Here is a 17,071-nt window from a genome sequence, read left to right as displayed (position 1 = left end):
TCATGGACAATGCATTGCTCTATGACCGGCTGCAATTTGCCGTCACGGCCACGTTTCACTATCTCTATCCGCAACTCACTATGGGCCTCGCGCTGTTATTGTTGTATCTGCGCAGTAGGGACCTTCTGAGTGGCGGCGATCATTTTCACGATGCGGCGCACTTCTGGACGGGCATCTTTGCGTTGACCTTTGCCTTCGGCGTGGTCACGGGCATTCCACTGGAATTTCAATTCGGGACCAACTGGGCTGCCTTCTCCGATTATGCCGGGGGTGTCATCGGGCAGATGCTGGCGATGGAAGGGGTGTTTGCGTTTTTCCTGGAGTCCTCATTCCTCGGCGTTCTCTTGTTCGGAGCCACGCGAGTCAGTCGGCGCGTGCTCTGGTTGACTACCCTCATGTTGTTCGTGGGTGCCTGGCTCTCAGGCTATTTCATCCTGGCGACGAGTGCCTGGATGCAGCATCCGGTGGTCTACCGGGTCACCGCCGATGGTCGTGTGACTGTCGAACAGCTGTGGGATCTGCTCACGAATCCTTGGCTCGTCTGGCAGTTCTCACATAACATGACCGCGTCGGTGTTGACCGCCGCGTCGGTCATGGCGGCCGTCGGTGCGTTCTACCAGCTTGCGGGGCAGTATCTCGCTCACGCCAGGACCTATCTTCGAACCGCCGTCATCGCGGGGGCGTTGGCGTCGGTGCTCGTGATCACGCCGACCGGTCATGAGAGCGCGCGACAGGTCTTTGAATTTCAACCGATCAAGGGAGCCGCGTTTGAGGGACTGTTCCGCAGTGAGCGTGGGGCGGACATCGTGTTGCTCGGGCAACCCAATGTAGAGACGATGACGATCGATAATCCGTTGGTGCTTCCCTCGGCCCTGAGTGTGCTGTTGTATGCCGATTTGTATGCCAAGGTTCAGGGGTTGGATGCGTTTCCGCGACACGAGTGGCCGGGGCAGATTGCGCTGCTTTACTACGCATACCACATCATGGTCGGACTTGGGACCTGGTTGGTCGTGGTGATGGGGGCGGCTCTCTTCTGGTTGGGCCGTGGAAGGTTGTGGACGTCTCGGTGGCTGCTTTGGCTCCTATTGCGCACTGCGCCCGTTTCCTATGTCGCCACGACCGCCGGTTGGATGACGGCCGAATTGGGGCGCCAGCCTTGGCTGGTGTACGGTCTGTTTCGCACGGCGGAGGGACTCTCGCCTCTTGTGCAATCGGGCAATGCCCTCTTCACGTTGCTCAGCTTCCTTGGACTCTATCTCGGTTTGGGCTTGCTGTTCGTCATGTTATTCATTGAGTTGATCCGGCGTGGTCCGACGGGACCAATGCACGCCTCAGTACAAGCAGGAAGCTAGTCGTGGAAACTCTGTGGTATGCCATCCTCATCTCTGTACTCACGGTGTATGTCGTATTGGATGGGTATGATGTTGGCGTCGCGATGCTCGTGCCCTTCGTGGCCCAACCGAGTCGGAACGAGGCATGGTGCGAGCCACGATTGGGCCTGTGTGGACAGGGAATGAGGTGTGGCTGATCGGGGGAAGCGCGCTGTTGTTCTTGGCTTTTCCAAAGGCCTACGCGGCCGGCTTCAGCGGGTTCTATTTGGCCCTGATGATTCTGTTATGGCTCTTGATCGGGCGTGGCCTGGCGTTCGAATTGCGAGGGCATGTGGAGCATCAGCTCTGGCGCGCCGGCTGGGACGCGATCTTTTCCGTTTCCGGTCTGCTGTTGGCCTTGTTGTTGGGGCTGCTTGTAGGGAATGTGAGTCGCGGTGTGCCGTTGAACGCGGAGGGCTATTTCTTTCTTCCCCTTTGGACAGACTCTCGCCCCGGCGTACATCCCGGCATGCTCGACTGGTTCACCTTGCTGAGCGGCCTGACGATGGTCCTGCTGCTCGGATTACACGGGGCCACGTATCTTGCGATGAAGACGATCGGCCCGCTCCGGGAGAAGAGCCGGAGTGTGGTTGGGACCGTCTCAGCGCTTGCAGCCGTATCGCTGTCGGCGTTGTATGTGGCTTGGCCATTCGTCCAACCAGCGGTGCGTGAGAATTATGTGACCAATCCTGCCGGGTGCGTCTGGCCTGCAACGAGTGTGGCCGCGCTGGTGCTAGTTCTCTTGTTTCATGTGCGACACCGACAGGTGGCCGCGTTCGTCTCCTCCTGCCTTCTGATCGCCTCGTTCCTTATCACACTCGCCTGGGGGACCTACCCGAATCTGCTGATGGCGATCGATCCTGCCAACAGTGTGACCATTGCCGGCGCTGCCGCGGAACGAGGCGCACTTCAAGTTGCCCTGTGGTGGGCGCTTCCGGGACTGACACTCGTGATGTGCTACCAATGGCTGATCCGTCGTCTGTTCGCCGGCCCGGTGGCGTCGGCATCTCATCATTCGCATGGGGCATGAATCAGTATCGGCGGAAGCGGCACGGGGTGAGGCGTCGCACCAGGGGAGCGCCCGGGCGTGCGAGAAGAGCAGGGCGTTTATGGTCGAGGAGACGTGCGGGTAAGTTCCGTTCGTATGTGATCCGCGAGCGCCCGGGCCGCCAGTTCATGCCCGCGCTCATTCCAGTGGCCGCCGTCTGCCGCATACACATCTTCGCCTCGGTCTGCCGCCGCCTGAACCACGGGGGCCACGTCTTCCCAATACGTAATACCGTGGTGCGTGGAGATGTCGCGGAACGCTTGATTGTACGGTTCGGCCTGCGCACAGTTAAACGCCATGATCGGGCGCGTGCCGACGCGTGCCCGCACCCGCCCCATCAACTCATCTGTGATGCGCACCGAGCGGGCAAACCCGGGGTGACGCAGGCCCTCGGCTTCAATATCCACCTCGACCGTGTCTCGCGTGCTAATGGCGCGGAGTCGGTCGAGCCTGGTGACGATGAAGTACAAAAAACGGCTGTGATGGTTGATCCAATCCCGGACCTGAATGGAGGATTCCTTCGGCGACAACAGCTGAATCGTCCCGTCGCGCCAGTAGGGCCGGACCCAGCCGTTGTTGTTGAGGCGGCTGAGGCGTTCGAGTTCATTATCGTTATTGATGAAGTCATTGACGCAGTATTGCCAGAGGATCACATCGGGTCGAATGGTGTCGAAGTACCGATCAAGGATGAGAAACTCCTGCAGCGTGCCGTACCCACCGGCTCCATAGGCGAAGACTTCGACGTCAAGCAGAGAGGACAGGAGTGCATGATAAGTCCGATCGTCAGAGACGGCGGTGGCATGGGTGAAAGAATCACCGATGACCAGCATCTTGGGGCGACGGGCGTTCACATCCCCATAACGGCGAAATCCGTACTGGGCTTGGGAACGCCGGACCTGGTAGAGCGCGCCGCCGTAGGTTTTCTCCACCAACGCTTCTTGATAGTGCTCGGTGGCCTTCCATCCCAAGTCTGAGTCCAGCGTAATCGGGCCAACTCTGCCGCCGGCGTTGCTTTCAAAGAAGGGGATCCCGTCCCGCAGGAGATGCACGGAGCGAATCACCACTTCCCCCAGCGCCAGGAGTAAGCCCAGGAGCAGAAGCATGAAGACGCCTGCCGCGGTCACCATCGCGAGTCTCTTGCTCATGGTACTCCTACGGCAGTGCGCAAGATGGCCCTCGATGTCATAGACTTGTTACGCTCCACATGGGGATTGGGTGAGGCGGCGTCAGGCACGTTCTCACGTTCTGCGTACAAATAGTATCAGGTAATTCCTGAGAGGCAATGAAATTGCCGGAGTCTGGGAGGCGTGGCGGCCCTCGCCGGCTCGCGTCCGTCGATCCCTCGGTGCTGTCTCGTACCTGACGGTGTTCAACATTTCAACTCTGTACCACATCCGGTCAACGGGCGGCGACGGCGCTTTTAGGGTTGAGGACGGGGCTGGAGACGTGCAAGATAGGATTACATCCTAGCGGTCGTTGCTCTGCTCGGTCACGCTCGTACCGACTCCTTGACCATCATCCCCATGGTACTCCCAACGTGGATGTGACACCGCATGGCCGGTGACGGCCGTGCACACGAAAGGAAGGACACGTCATGCTGAAACAGTTTCCCAAGCACTGGAGCTTGCGCGGTTGGACGGCGGCGGTATTGTTGGCGGCGGGGCTCACGGCCGGCTGTATGCATCACCCCGGCGGCATTGCTCCTTCGACGAAGCCGTTGGCTCCTGGCGGATATACCGAACTTGGGAAAGTGCGTGGGCAGGACTGTGTCTATTATCTGCTGGGATTCATTCCCGTCACCGGCGGGAATGAACTGCGCAATGCCGTTGAAGATGCGTTGCGCATCAAACCATTGGCCGACGCGATCGTCGAGGTGACGGTCGACGGCTACTTCCAATATTTTATCCTGTTCTCACGAGCCTGTACTCAGGTGCAAGGGATTGCAGTCGAGACGAAGTAATCCCCAGGCCGGCCGAGGGTGAATGTGGGAGCAAGGATCGGAGTGTGGTGTCCGGCGGGAGTCGTTAGTATATCGGCAGGAACGCCATGGGACAGGGACGACCGACAACGAACATGTCTCCTCCGGCAGAACGGCCCGGCCCGCCCGCCTTGTCGTGGGAGCGGTGCTGGGCGGCGCTGTTGGCCCGTGACTGCGCCATGGATGGACGCGTCTATTACTCGGTACGGACAACCGGCGTGTATTGTCGGCCATCCTGTCCCTCACGTCGGCCGCGGCCTGAGCATGTCCAGTTTTATGCGAGCGGCGAGGAAGCGGAACAGGCGGGATTCCGGCCCTGCCGACGCTGCCGACCCGAGCTGCCTTCTGCAGTCGAGCCGCATCTGGAGAGCATGGTGGAGATCTGCCGACTGATTGAGCAGTCCGACCACATGCCGTCTCTCGCTGAGCTGGCCAGGCGAGCGCGGTTGAGTGCTTCCCATTTTCATCGGCTGTTCACGTCGGTGGTCGGGCTGACGCCGAGGGCCTATGCCGCGGCACAGCGGGCGAAACGCCTGCGGTTGGAATTGGAGCGGGGGCGCCCGGTGACTGCAGCCATGTTTGACGCCGGCTTTGAGTCCAGCGGCCGGTTCTATGCCGTGTCTCATGCACTGCTGGGCATGACTCCTTCCCGATACCGTGCCGGCGGCACGCAGACCGATCTGTGGTTTGCCGTGGGCCACTGTTCGCTGGGCGCCATCGTGGTCGCCCAAAGTCTGCGGGGGGTCTGTGCCATTCTTCTGGGTGATGATCCGGAGCACCTGGTGCGGGATCTTCAGGCTCGTTTTCCCCGTGCGCACCTGATCGGCGGGGATGCCGCGTTCGAACGGGTGGTGTCGATTGTCGTGGGGTTTATCGAAGAGCCGCAGCGTGGGCTGAGCCTCCCGCTAGACATCCGGGGCACGGTCTTTCAGCAACTGGTTTGGAATGCGCTGCAGCGAATCCCTGTCGGATCGACGGCGACCTATCGTGAGATCGCCCGTCGCATCGGCAGGCCGGCGTCGGTGCGAGCGGTCGGGAAGGCCTGCGGGGCGAATCCTCTGGCCGTTGCGATCCCCTGTCATCGAGTCATCCGTCAGGACGGTGACCCGGCGGGGTATCGCTGGGGCGTCGAACGGAAACGTGTCTTGCTTGCCCGGGAAGCCGAGCGCAGCGGGCAGGTGGCCGGATCTTGCTCCACATCTGCAGATCAGCCACCAGACGGCCTTGCCTGAGGCCGGCTGCCTCCGTTTCAGCATGTGATGTCATCTGGTCATGGTGCAGTTGCACCATGGCTGGATTGATTCCACCACCGTTTTCCCCTCACCGCCGCCCGCAGAAGCCGAATTGCTTAGTAACCTGTTGAATTGGTGAGCCTGTTTTGCTCAATCCCTGAGGCGTCGTCCTTGCATTCTGTTATCGCACGTATACACGAGCCGGGAGGAAGGGAGGGCATCATGGGAATGGCGCGGCCGTTCGGGCAGGAGATGAGCGAGAAGGTGTGCCTTGGGCGAGTCTTGGTGGTAGACGACGAAGACTCCATCCGCACACTGCTCCGCAAGACGTTGACACAGGCGGGATATGATGTAGAGGAAGCAGAGGACGGCGGGCGGGCGGTCGAGGTCTTAGGCAGCGGCGACAACCCGCTAATGCTCGATGCTATTATTTGCGATATCCGCATGCCGCGGATCAATGGGGTGGAGGCCATTGGATATTTTCGTGCCCAGTATCCTTCTCTCCCGGTCATTGTGTTGACCGGCTACCATGATGAACGCCTGGCCCAGTTGCTACGAGAACAGGGCGTGGTGCTGTGGCTGGAGAAGCCGGCGGAGCGGGAGCAGATCCTCTCGTCGGTCGCGCAAGCCATTGCCGGGCGTCGATTTAGTTTTTATCCATGATCCCGGCCCCCTCCTTCCTGTTTGATTTTCGATGGGCGGCTTTCTAGAATCCTTCCGAACAACCGCTATTGTTGGCTCAGGAGGATCAGCAGTTATGTGTGACGTGATGGTGCGATTCATTCCCCGCTCTTTGCTTCACTCCCTCGCAGTCGCCGGTGTGGTGGGACTGTGTCTTACGGGGCTTCTCCCGGCCCCGCTCAATGCCGCACGAGGCGGGACAAGCCCTGGCGGTGGGAAGACCGAGGTGTTGCCGGTCCAAAAGGCCGCCCCGGCGGTCGTCATCATTGATGGGGCAGGGAATGAAGCGGAGCTGCGTCGACAGTTGCGGAGCAAGAACGGGGTGGCCGAACTCGGCGCCTCCACACCAAAAATGCTGTTCTCGCAGGCCCCCACCGGCTCGTTCGGCTTTATTCTGCCACGGCTTCTCGGCATGGCTCTGGTGACGCAGAGTCCGGATCTGGCGGTCGACCGCACGGCTCCCGTCGGCAATGCCTACGAAATCCATAAACTGGCCGACGGCAGCGGCATGTTGGTGGGATTTATGGAGAAGGAAACGCTGACCCAGGTGGCGCCGAGCCAACGGCCGAAGACCGTCCGTATCGCCCTGCATTCCAATCCGTCGGAGAAAGCGCCGCATATAGTCGCCGTGCCGCTGGTGAAGTTGGCGGCAGACCGGATGCCGAGTCGTTTGGATCCGAAGAATCCCGACGGCACCGTGGTATTTGAAATGGACCTGCAGGGCACGTCCACCCATGCCTCGACACAGGGTGGACAGTAGGACATCGCCGTAGCTGGGAGGCGGTCGCGTCTTCGCCGCCTCCCCGGTCACGCTCCTCGAAGCGGCTCGTGGTCCGTGTTATTCCCCGACGTTGACGGTAATGCTGTCCGTCGCAGACCCGGTATCCTTGTGGTCGTGATCGGCGATCTTAACCGTGATCGTATGCTCTCCCTTGGGCACGTGAGTAAAGGTACCCTTGAATCCCTTCTGATAGGCCCCATCCAGGTAGACGTGTGCGTGGTTGCCCGCCGGGGCGTTCAAGATTTCATATTTGATGTCAAACGTCCCGGCCACCGTTTCGCCGTTGCGCGGAGACAGGATGTTGATGGTGGTGGCACTTTCGGCGGCGCACCAGGAACTCACCGCGAGTGTCATGCCCACAGCCAAGCTGCAGGAGAGGAACAGCGCACGCGTCATACAACACCTCCTATTGACGAGAAAATTATTCAGCATGTTGGTCTCCAAGTCGTCGTCGCTGCGGATCCGGCTCGTTCTGGCTCTTCACCCGTTGTCGTAATGTCTGTTGCCAGCTTGCGGAGAGAAGGGGACAGCCGCTCAGGTGTTCAGCCGCGGTCCTGTTGTCCCGTTCGTGGTGCATGATGTGGTTGGCCGTGGCGATCGTCCATTCCGGAAACGGGCGTTCCATCAGGCGCAGGGCGGCATTCATTTCCACCATGCCCTCCTGCAGGACCCGGAAATACCAGCCCGTCAAACCTGTTTGTTCGACCAGGAGGGCCAGGTCTTTGCGCTGCCAGCGACGAGCCAGTTTCCAACAGGGTTGCCGCGGTTGTGAAATCTGAAGGACGGCCGAGCCCACTGAAAAGACATCCCCGATGCAGACGTCTTCTTCCGTGAGTCCTTGGAGCGTGAAGTTTTCTCCGAAGGCTCCGCCGGTGAGTTGATGCGGCGGCAGAGTTCCGTGCCAATGGAACCAATGTTCTGATGGATAGGCACAGACGGCCTTGTCCAGGCCTCCGTGGTGGATGAGATCCGCCTGACCGTCTCCCTCAAGATGATGGCGATATAGCCGGACCGGTCCGGACACGGTGTGCTTGAAGATCCCGGTGGTCCAGGCCTTCTGCGCCGGATCGTCGGGGCCTTCGTGGCCGCGTTGCTCTGGCAATCCCACCTGAATAGACCAGATGAGGCCGGTTGTGTGTTGCATGAGTGGATTCCTGTGAAACGGCCGGGGTGGTCGATCGACCCGCCTGCGGCAACCTAGTGCCCAGCCGGACCATGCGTCAAAGTGTTTGTTCTGATTAGAATCATCACTTCTAATTATGATAAGAGGTGGTATGGAATTTCGCCACCTCCGGTACTTCCTGGCCGTAGCCGATGCCCTGCATTTCACCAAGGCGGCCGAGGGGTTGCCGGTGTCCCAGCCGGCCCTGTCCGCTCAGATCAAACAACTGGAACAGGAAGTCGGGGTGCCGCTGTTCGATCGCGTGGGTCGCTCGGTTCAGTTGACGCGGGCAGGCGCGATCTTCCGCGAACATGCCCGGCGGGCCCTGCGGGAGATGGAGCTGGCCCAGGTGGCGATCGCCGAGGAGGAAGGCCTGCAGCGAGGGACGCTGACGGTGGGTGTCGTCCAGACCGTCAACGCCTATTTGGTCCCCGAAATCGTGAGTCGATTCTCGACGCTCCATCCGCGGGTGTTGCTCAAATTCGATGAATTGTCCGGTCCGGATATCGAAGATCGGATCAAGCACGGGACCGTAGACCTAGGCATCGGGTTTGTTCCGGCCGGGTCCGATCGCATTGAGAGTCAGCCGCTCTTTGAGGAAGACTTTGTGCTGATTGCCTCGTCCCGACACCGTCTGGCCTCACGCCGCCGGTTGCCGCTGGCCGTCTTGGCGGATGAGCCGCTGGTGCTCCTGCCGAATCTCTACTGCACCCGTCGGCTGTTGGATGCCAGTTTTGAACAAGTCGGGATCCGTCCCAGGGTGACCGTCGAAATGAACTCGATCGATGGCATTCTGGCGACGGTGCGGACGAGCCGGTTGGCGACCCTGCTGCCGCGACTGTCGCTGGGTTTGAAGGGGAATGCGGCACTCCGGAGCATCTCGTTGATGAATCCCACACCCCGGCGCGCGGTCGGATTGTTGTGGAGAAAGGGCGGGTATCGAAGCGGCGCGGCCAAAGCCCTGATGGATCACGTGCGGCTGGTCGTCGAGGAGCATTGGCCTGTGTAAACGGGGTCGAGGTGCCATGGCTGTGGACCGCCCGGTGGATAGGGTATGATGGGACGGGCATAGGCCAGGGGCTTCCAATTCCGGTGACGGAGGCCGAGCCGATGGTCGTGGCGGGAGACACTGTTAGGGCAGAACCTCTGCCGCACGATCGGCATGTCAGGGGACGGAAGGACGCAAAGCAATGGCTGAATCCGTGCGATTTGCGACGCTGCTGAAGCGCTGGTTGATCGGACTCTCCGCAGCCTGTCTGGTTGCGGTCGGGGCCTATGTGTTGATGACCAGGTCCGGGGAGGCGCAACCGCGTCAGGCGGAGAAACGCCCGTCACCGGCCGCGCGCAATACGCCGGTCGTGGCGGCCACGGCGAAAACCGGCGACCTCAATATTTATCTGAACGGCCTGGGGTCGGTCATTCCCATGAATACGGTCACGGTGAAGAGTCGCGTGGACGGGCAGCTGATGCGCGTGCTCTTCAAGGAAGGGCAACTCGTCCGGAGCGGCGAATTGCTGGCGCAGATCGACCCGCGTCCCTTTGAAGTACAGCTGATTCAGGCGGAAGGGCAAATGGCCCGCGATCAGGCGCAGATGAAAAATGCGCAGTTGGATTTGGAGCGATACCGGGATCTGTTCAAACAGAACTTCATTCCCAAGCAACAGCTGGATACGCAAGAAGCGATGGTGCGCCAGTATGAGGGGATCGTCAGGGCAGACCAGGGGCAAATCGATAACGCGAAACTGCAGCTGACGTATTCGAGTATCACGGCGCCGATCAACGGGCGAGTGGGGTTGCGCCTCGTCGACCCGGGCAATATCGTGCACGCGAACGATCCCAATGGGTTGCTGGTGATCACGCAGTTGCAGCCCATCACGGTGGTGTTCGCGTTGGCGGAGGATCATCTTCCGGCGGTCTTTCAACGGCTCAAGGCCGGCACGCCCCTGGTCGTGGAGGCCTTTGATCGCGAGCAAAAGCGCAAGCTGGCGACCGGGACCTTGCTGACCGTGGACAATCAAATCGATCCGACGACCGGCACCGTGCGCTTGAAGGCGGTCTTTGCGAACGAAGACGGGGCGCTCTTCCCTAACCAGTTTGTGAATGCGCGACTCCTGCTGGATACCAAACAAGGGGCCGTGGTGGTTCCATCCGCCGCCGTGCAGCGCGGACCGAAGGGGACCTTCGTGTATGTGGTCAACGAGGCCGAACACACCGTCAGCGTGCGCGCGATCACCGTGGGCGTGACACAGGGAGAAGAAGCCGCGATTGAGACCGGGCTGGCCTCGGGCGAGGTCGTCGTGATTGACGGCACTGAAAAGTTGCGCGAAGGCAGCAAGGTTGACCTGCGGCCTGCGGCGGGCGCGGTTCCGGCAGGCCAGGAGGGGCCGGCGCCCGGAGGGGAACGGCGCCCGGAAGGGAATCGAACGTGAACCCCTCGCGGCTCTTCATCGTCCGGCCGGTGGCGACGGTCTTGACGATGATCGCCATTCTCTTGGCCGGCGCCCTCGCGTACCGCCAGTTGCCCGTCTCCGCCCTGCCGCAAGTCGATTATCCCACCATCCAGGTGTTGACGTTCTACCCCGGCGCCGGGCCGGACGTCATGACCTCTTCGATTACCGCGCCGCTGGAGCGCCAGTTCGGGCAGATGCCCGGCTTGAACCAGATGACGTCCAGCAGTTCGGGCGGGAGCTCGATTGTCACGCTGCAATTCAGTCTGGACATCGAGCTGGATATTGCCGAGCAGGAGGTGCAGGCGGCGATGAACGCCGCGGCCGCGTTTCTGCCGCGTGATCTTCCGGCGCCGCCGGTCTACAACAAGGTGAATCCGGCGGATGCGCCGATTCTGACGCTGGCCCTGACTTCGGCCACGCTGCCGCTTCCTCAAGTGCGGGATCTGGCGGAAACCCGTTTCGCACAGAAAATTTCACAGTTGTCCGGTGTTGGGCTGGTGAGCATCAGCGGAGGGCAGCGTCCCGCCGTGCGCATCCAGGCGAATCCGCGCGCGCTGGCCGCCTATGGGCTGACCCTGGAGGACCTGCGTACGGTGGTGGCGACGGCGAACGTGAATCAGGCGAAGGGCGGGTTCGACGGGCCTCGGCGTGCCTCGATCATCAATGCCACGGATCAATTGTTTGCCAGCAAGGACTATCGGGCGCTGATCGTGGCCTATCGCAATGGAGCGCCGGTTCGTCTGTCGGAGGTCGCGGAGGTCATCGACGACGTCGAGAATTCCAAACAAGCCGCCTGGATGAACGAGATTCCGGCGGTGATCGTCAATATCCAGCGTCAGCCGGGCACGAACGTGATTGAAGTCGTCGACCGGGTGAAGGACTTATTGCCGCAGCTGCAGGGGACCTTGCCCTCTTCGGTGCTGGTGTCGGTGCTGACCGATCGGACGACCTCAATTCGCGCGACGGTCCGTGACGTGCAGGTGGAACTGGTTCTAGCCGTGGCGCTCGTGATTCTGGTGATTTTTGTGTTTCTGCGCACGCTGCCCGCGACGGTGATTCCGGCCGTGGCCGTGCCGCTGTCCCTCGTCGGGACCTTCGGCGTGATGCATCTGTTGGGATTCAGTTTGAACAATCTGACGTTGATGGCGCTAACGATCTCTACCGGCTTCGTCGTGGACGATGCCATCGTCATGATCGAGAATATCGCGCGTTATATCGAGCGAGGGGAGTCACCGTTTCAGGCCGCGCTCAAGGGCTCGCAGCAGATCGCCTTCACTATTTTGTCGCTCACTGTGTCCCTGATCGCGGTGCTGATCCCTCTGTTGTTCATGGGTGATGTGGTCGGGCGTCTGTTCCGCGAGTTCGCCGTGACACTGAGCATTACCATCCTGATTTCGGCGGTCGTCTCTCTGACCCTGACCCCGATGATGTGTGCGAGGCTCTTGCGAGAGCGGCGCGAAGCACACCTTGGTCCGGTGGCGAGGGCTTCCCAGCGGATGTTGGAACGCATCATCGCCGGCTATGGGCGCAGCTTGCAATGGGTGTTGCGCCGGCAGCGCGCCACGTTGCTGGTGACGGGTGCGACGGTGGCCGTGACGGTGGCGTTGTACGTCCTGATCCCCAAGGGTTTCTTCCCGCTTCAGGATACCGGCGTCATTCTCGGCATCACGGAGGGACCGCAGTCTGTCTCATTCAACGCGATGAGCGAACGGCAGCAGGTGATGGCGCGAGCGATTCTAGAAGAGCCGGCCGTGGAAAGTCTTACGTCCTTCATCGGCGTCGACGGAACCAATACGACGCTGAACAGCGGGCGTATGTATATCAACCTCAGACCGCTCCAGGAACGGTCGGGTAGTGCCGGCGACATCATCCGGCGACTCGAGGCGCGCGTCGCCGCGGTGGAGGGGCTGACGCTGCATTTGCAGCCTGTGCAGGATCTCACTGTGGAAGACCGGGTCAGCCGGACCCAGTTCCAATACACGTTGGAAGACGCCGATCCGGAGGAGTTGAACCGCTGGGCGCCAAAACTGCTGGAGAGTCTGCAACAGCGGCCTGAGTTGCGCGATGTGAGCAGCGATCAGCTCACGCAAGGACTCGCGTCCCTGGTGGAAATCGATCGGAATACCGCCTCCCGCATGGGGATTACCCCCCAGGTCGTCACCGACACCTTGTACGATGCGTTCGGGCAGCGGCAAGTGTCGACCATGTTCACGCAGCTGAATCAGTATCGCGTGATTCTTGAGGTGATGCCGGAGTTTCAGAAGGGCCCGGAGGCGTTGCAGGCGTTGGAAGTGCGAGGCAGCGGAGGATCCGTGCCGTTGAACGTCTTCACCCGGGTGACGGAAACCACGGTGCCGCTTGTGATCAGCCGGCAGGGACAGTTTCCTGCGGTCACGATCTCGTTCAACCTTGCGCCCGGTGGCTCGCTCGGCGAGGCGGTGGCGGCGATCCGGCAGGTGACGCAGGAGTTGGGGTTGCCGGCCAGCATCCGCGGGAATTTTCAGGGCGCCGCACAGGCGTTTCAAAGCTCCCTGGAGCATGAGCCGCTGCTCATTCTGGCGGCGCTGATCACCGTGTACATCGTCCTCGGCATTTTATACGAGAGCTACATTCATCCTCTCACGATTCTCTCGACGCTGCCTTCCGCCGGCGTCGGCGCGCTCTTGGCTCTGTTATTGTTTCGGATGGATTTCAGCATCATCGCGCTGATCGGCATCATCCTGTTGATCGGCATCGTGAAGAAGAATGCGATCATGATGATCGATTTTGCATTGGAGGCCGAACGCGTTGAAGGCAAGCCGCCGGAGCAAGCCATTTATGAGGCCGGGCTCTTGCGGTTTCGCCCCATCATGATGACCACCATGGCCGCGCTCTTCGGGGCCCTGCCGCTGGCGATGGGGTCTGGGGTCGGATCGGAACTGCGACGTCCGCTGGGCATCGCGATCGTCGGCGGGTTGATCTTGAGCCAGCTCCTGACCCTCTATACGACGCCGGTGGTGTACCTGGCGTTGGATCGGTTGGCGGCGCGTTTCCGCCGCAGCCCTGAGCGGGGCCTCGTGGGCAATGCGTTGCCGATAGGTCGTCCATGAACATCTCGGCGCCCTTTGTCCGACGTCCGGTTGCCACGACGTTACTGACCCTCGGGGCGACGTTCATCGGGATCGTGGCGTTTCCGTTCCTTCCGGTTGCCGCGTTACCCCAGGTTGAATTCCCGACGATCAACGTGTCGGCCTCGTTGCCGGGGGCCAGTCCTGAGACGATGGCTTCGTCGGTGGCGGCTCCGCTGGAGCGGCAGTTCACCCGGATTGCGGGAGTGACGGAGATGACCTCCTCCAGCACGATGGGCGGGACCAACGTCACGCTCCAGTTCGAACTGAGCCGCGATATCGACGGCGCCGCGCGCGACGTGCAAGCGGCGATCAATGCCTCCCGTGTGGACCTTCCGCCGAATCTGCCCAGCGCTCCTCGCTACAGCATCGTGAACCCGGCCGACGGTCCCATCCTGATTCTTGCCATCACCTCCGAACTGGTCACCCGCGGCCAAATGTACGACGCGGCCTCCAGCATCTTGCAGCAGAAGCTGTCGCAGGTCGAAGGCGTCGGCCAAGTCGCCGTGGGCGGTGGGTCGCTGCCCGCGATTCGGGTCGATCTCAATCCGACGGCGCTGAATAAGTACGGCATCGGCCTGGGGGACGTCCGTGAGGTGCTGACCAGTACGAACGTGAATCGTCCGAAGGGGCAGCTGACCGCCGCCGACCGCACCTGGCAGATTCTGACCAACGATCAACTGCACCAGGCGGAGGAGTATTTGCCGTTGATCGTGGCCTATCGCAACGGGCGGGCGGTGCATCTGTCCGATGTGGCGTCGGTGGAATCGTCGGTCGAGGATTTGCGGACCATGGGCGTGGCGAACGGAATCCCGGCGGTGTTGGTGATCGTCTACCGGCAGCCTGATGCCAACATCATCGACACGGTGGATCGACTTCGCGCACGGTTGCCGCAGTTGGAAGCATCGCTGCCGGGCAGCATGTCGTTGTCGATCGTCATGGACCGGACTCCCGTCATTCGCGCCTCTCTTCACGATGTGGAGCGAACCCTGGCCATCTCCGTAGCCCTGGTAATTCTAGTGGTGTTCGTGTTTCTCCGAAATGTGCGTGCCACCCTGATCCCGGCGGTGGCGGTCCCGGTGTCGCTGATTTCCACGTTCGGCGTGATGTATCTCCTCAACTACAGCCTCGACAACCTGTCCCTGATGGCATTGACGATCGCCACCGGCTTTGTAGTCGACGATGCGATCGTGGTGCTTGAAAACATCACGCGTTATCGTGAGCAGGGCGTGCCGGCCATGGAGGCGGCCTTACGAGGTGCGAAGGACATCGCGTTTACGGTGGTGTCGATGACCCTCTCCTTGGTAGCGGTGTTCATTCCGGTGTTTCTGATGGGCGGGATGATGGGCCGCTTGTTTCGTGAGTTTGCCGTGACGCTCTCGGTGGCGATCGGGGTGTCATTGGTGGTGTCGCTGACGACGATTCCCATGTTGTGCGCGCGGGTGTTAAAGCCGGAGGCGGACGCCGGCCATGGGTGGTGGTATCGCCTGAGCGAGCGGGGCTTCGATGCGATGTCGCGAGGGTATGCGGCGAGTCTGGCCTGGGTGCTCCGGCATCCCCGTACGATGCTCGTGGTGACTTTGGCAACGATGGCTCTCACGATCTATCTGTACATTCTCGTGCCGAAAGGGTTCTTTCCGCAGCAGGACACAGGACGCCTCTTCGGCAACATCCGCGCCGCGCAGGATATTTCATTCCAAGCCATGCGCGACAAGCTGACCGAGGTGGTGGGAATCATCAAGAGTGATCCGGCGGTGGCGAGCATCACGGGATTCACCGGCGGCGGGAGTCATTCCGGCACGACGAATACCGGTCGGATGTTCATCGCGTTGAAGCCGCTCGAAGAGCGGGGCATGAGTTCCGAGGAGGTGATTGCCCGGTTGCGCCCCAAGTTGGCAAAGGTTCCGGGTGCGCCGACGTATCTGCAGGCGATACAAGATTTGCGCATCGGCGGGCGGGCGAGCAGCGCGCAATATCAATATACCCTCCAGAGCGTGGACTTGGACGAACTCAACACCTGGGCACCCAAAGTCGAGAGCAAGTTGCGGACGTTGCCGGAAATCGTGGACGTAAATAGCGATCAGCAGGACCGTGGCCAGCAGTCATTGGTCGTGTTCGACCGGAGCACGGCGTCGCGACTCGGCCTGACGCCTCAATTGATCGACGACACGCTCTACGATGCATTCGGCCAGCGGCAGGTGTCGATCATGTATACGCCGCTCAATCAATACCATGTTGTGATGGAGGTCGCCCCGCAGTACTGGCAGAACCCTGCCGCGCTCCATGAAATTTATGTGCGCTCGCCCAGCGGGGCGCAGGTGCCGTTGAGTGCGGTGACCCGGTATGAGCCGGCCAATGCCATCTTGTCCGTCAATCACCAGGGGCAGTTCCCCGCAGTGACCGTGTCGTTCAATATGGCGGCGGGCGCGTCGCTCGGCGAGGCCGTGGCGGCGATCGATCAAGCGATGCATGACATCGGTCTGCCTACTAGCGTGCGCGGCACCTTCCAGGGAACCGCCAAAGCATTTCAGTCGTCCGCGGAAAATCAGCCGTGGTTGATTCTGGCGGCCCTCGTCACGGTCTACATTGTGTTGGGGATTCTGTACGAGAGCTACATCCATCCGCTCACGATTCTTTCGACCCTTCCGTCGGCCGGCGTCGGGGCGTTGCTCGCATTGCTGTTGTTCAAGACCGAACTGAGCATGATCGCCTTGATCGGGATCATGCTCTTGATCGGCATTGTGAAAAAAAATGCCATCATGATGATCGATTTTGCCTTGCAGAGCGAACGCATGGGGGAGGGCAAGACTCCCCAGGCGGCGATTTACGAAGCCTGTTTGCTCCGGTTCCGTCCGATTATGATGACCACGGCGGCAGCCCTGTTGGGCGCGCTCCCGTTGGCACTGGGCACGGGGGTGGGGTCGGAATTGCGGCGTCCGTTGGGCATTGCGATCGTCGGAGGCCTCCTTGTGAGTCAGGTCCTGACCCTGTACACGACGCCTGTTGTCTACCTGTTCCTCGATCGCCTGCGGTTGCGCTGGGTGCGAGCCAGGGCCGCTTCCCTCCATCCTGCCGCCTGAGGGACCGACAATCCCGCTCCCGCGACGTCCATCCTCACAATCAAGGCCTCGCCTGGCCGATCAGGAATTCGATCATTCTCTTTTCCCCTGGGAGGTACTAGGCTGGCGCCCTCAGTGTCACCAGTGCCGGGCATCGCAGGCCGCCGAGCACGACACGTCGGCCGCACCGATTGATCCAGAGA

Annotated in this window: 12 protein-coding genes and 1 pseudogene; 10 read left to right on the top strand and 3 right to left on the bottom strand. The window is 61.1% G+C overall.

The genetic code is table 11. The annotated features are described in order from the left end of the window. Positions 1-2 precede the first annotated feature (2 nt). Both KJA79_RS12875 and cydB read left to right on the top strand, forming a co-directional pair. Complete coding sequence (locus KJA79_RS12875) at positions 3-1,352, top strand: cytochrome ubiquinol oxidase subunit I (RefSeq protein ID WP_213042457.1); 1,350 nt, start codon at positions 3-5, stop codon at positions 1,350-1,352. Positions 1,353-1,464: 112 nt separating this feature from the next. Beyond that, positions 1,465-2,400 (top strand): annotated as a pseudogene (gene cydB / locus KJA79_RS12870) (cytochrome d ubiquinol oxidase subunit II); the annotation flags it as partial. A 77-nt stretch (positions 2,401-2,477) separates the two neighbouring features. Here the strand turns inward: cydB and KJA79_RS12865 are convergent. Further along, entirely contained in the window at positions 2,478-3,563 is a 1,086-nt protein-coding gene (locus KJA79_RS12865; RefSeq protein ID WP_213042455.1) for an SGNH/GDSL hydrolase family protein, read from the bottom strand. Between the two features lie 449 nt (positions 3,564-4,012). Between KJA79_RS12865 and KJA79_RS12860 the strand changes: the two genes are divergently transcribed. From KJA79_RS12860 to KJA79_RS12845, 4 genes are all read left to right on the top strand, one after another. After that, positions 4,013-4,378, top strand: coding sequence for a hypothetical protein (locus KJA79_RS12860; protein ID WP_213042454.1), 366 nt, complete (start codon positions 4,013-4,015; stop codon positions 4,376-4,378). Between the two features lie 113 nt (positions 4,379-4,491). Beyond that, positions 4,492-5,628: a bifunctional DNA-binding transcriptional regulator/O6-methylguanine-DNA methyltransferase Ada gene (gene ada, locus KJA79_RS12855; protein WP_213042880.1), complete on the top strand. Its 1,137-nt coding sequence runs from the start codon at positions 4,492-4,494 to the stop codon at positions 5,626-5,628. Between the two features lie 222 nt (positions 5,629-5,850). Next, entirely contained in the window at positions 5,851-6,291 is a 441-nt protein-coding gene (locus KJA79_RS12850) for a response regulator (protein ID WP_213042453.1), read from the top strand. Between the two features lie 94 nt (positions 6,292-6,385). Further along, positions 6,386-7,069: a hypothetical protein gene (locus KJA79_RS12845; RefSeq protein ID WP_213042452.1), complete on the top strand. Its 684-nt coding sequence runs from the start codon at positions 6,386-6,388 to the stop codon at positions 7,067-7,069. Positions 7,070-7,147: 78 nt separating this feature from the next. Here the strand turns inward: KJA79_RS12845 and KJA79_RS12840 are convergent, their stop codons facing one another. Both KJA79_RS12840 and KJA79_RS12835 read right to left on the bottom strand, forming a co-directional pair. Then, entirely contained in the window at positions 7,148-7,486 is a 339-nt protein-coding gene (locus KJA79_RS12840) for a hypothetical protein (protein WP_213042451.1), read from the bottom strand. Positions 7,487-7,511: 25 nt separating this feature from the next. After that, entirely contained in the window at positions 7,512-8,234 is a 723-nt protein-coding gene (locus KJA79_RS12835; RefSeq protein ID WP_213042450.1) for an MOSC domain-containing protein, read from the bottom strand. 130 nt (positions 8,235-8,364) lie between these two features. Here KJA79_RS12835 and cynR point away from each other — a divergent pair, with 130 nt between their 5' ends. The 4 genes from cynR (at position 8,365) to KJA79_RS12815 (ending at position 16,889) form a co-directional block, all read left to right on the top strand. Further along, positions 8,365-9,261, top strand: coding sequence for a transcriptional regulator CynR (gene cynR / locus KJA79_RS12830; protein ID WP_213042449.1), 897 nt, complete (start codon positions 8,365-8,367; stop codon positions 9,259-9,261). 181 nt (positions 9,262-9,442) lie between these two features. Further along, positions 9,443-10,681 carry an MdtA/MuxA family multidrug efflux RND transporter periplasmic adaptor subunit gene (locus KJA79_RS12825; protein ID WP_213042448.1) on the top strand — a complete coding sequence of 413 codons (1,239 nt, stop codon included), beginning with the start codon at positions 9,443-9,445 and terminating at the stop codon, positions 10,679-10,681. Beyond that, a complete protein-coding gene (locus KJA79_RS12820) occupies positions 10,678-13,791 on the top strand; it encodes a multidrug efflux RND transporter permease subunit (protein WP_213042447.1) in 3,114 nt (1,037 codons plus the stop codon). The genes KJA79_RS12825 and KJA79_RS12820 overlap by 4 nt, the downstream gene beginning before the upstream one ends. After that, positions 13,788-16,889, top strand: a complete 3,102-nt coding sequence (locus KJA79_RS12815; protein ID WP_213042446.1) for a multidrug efflux RND transporter permease subunit — start codon at positions 13,788-13,790, stop codon at positions 16,887-16,889. The genes KJA79_RS12820 and KJA79_RS12815 overlap by 4 nt, the downstream gene beginning before the upstream one ends. Positions 16,890-17,071 lie beyond the last annotated feature (182 nt).

It is taken from the genome of Nitrospira defluvii, from assembly GCF_905220995.1.
GTDB lineage: Bacteria > Nitrospirota > Nitrospiria > Nitrospirales > Nitrospiraceae > Nitrospira_A > Nitrospira_A defluvii_C.
This window is presented reverse-complemented; position numbering and strand designations above follow the sequence as displayed.

Coding starts and splice junctions, on each gene's coding strand:
- KJA79_RS12835 (WP_213042450.1), bottom strand. CDS start 8,234: ATGCAACACACAACCGGCCTCATCTGGTCTATTCAGGTGGGATTGCCA.
- KJA79_RS12860 (WP_213042454.1), top strand. CDS start 4,013: ATGCTGAAACAGTTTCCCAAGCACTGGAGCTTGCGCGGTTGGACGGCG.
- KJA79_RS12825 (WP_213042448.1), top strand. CDS start 9,443: ATGGCTGAATCCGTGCGATTTGCGACGCTGCTGAAGCGCTGGTTGATC.
- KJA79_RS12815 (WP_213042446.1), top strand. CDS start 13,788: ATGAACATCTCGGCGCCCTTTGTCCGACGTCCGGTTGCCACGACGTTA.
- KJA79_RS12845 (WP_213042452.1), top strand. CDS start 6,386: ATGTGTGACGTGATGGTGCGATTCATTCCCCGCTCTTTGCTTCACTCC.
- KJA79_RS12850 (WP_213042453.1), top strand. CDS start 5,851: ATGGGAATGGCGCGGCCGTTCGGGCAGGAGATGAGCGAGAAGGTGTGC.
- cynR (WP_213042449.1), top strand. CDS start 8,365: ATGGAATTTCGCCACCTCCGGTACTTCCTGGCCGTAGCCGATGCCCTG.
- ada (WP_213042880.1), top strand. CDS start 4,492: ATGTCTCCTCCGGCAGAACGGCCCGGCCCGCCCGCCTTGTCGTGGGAG.
- KJA79_RS12840 (WP_213042451.1), bottom strand. CDS start 7,486: ATGACGCGTGCGCTGTTCCTCTCCTGCAGCTTGGCTGTGGGCATGACA.
- KJA79_RS12875 (WP_213042457.1), top strand. CDS start 3: ATGGACAATGCATTGCTCTATGACCGGCTGCAATTTGCCGTCACGGCC.
- KJA79_RS12865 (WP_213042455.1), bottom strand. CDS start 3,563: ATGAGCAAGAGACTCGCGATGGTGACCGCGGCAGGCGTCTTCATGCTT.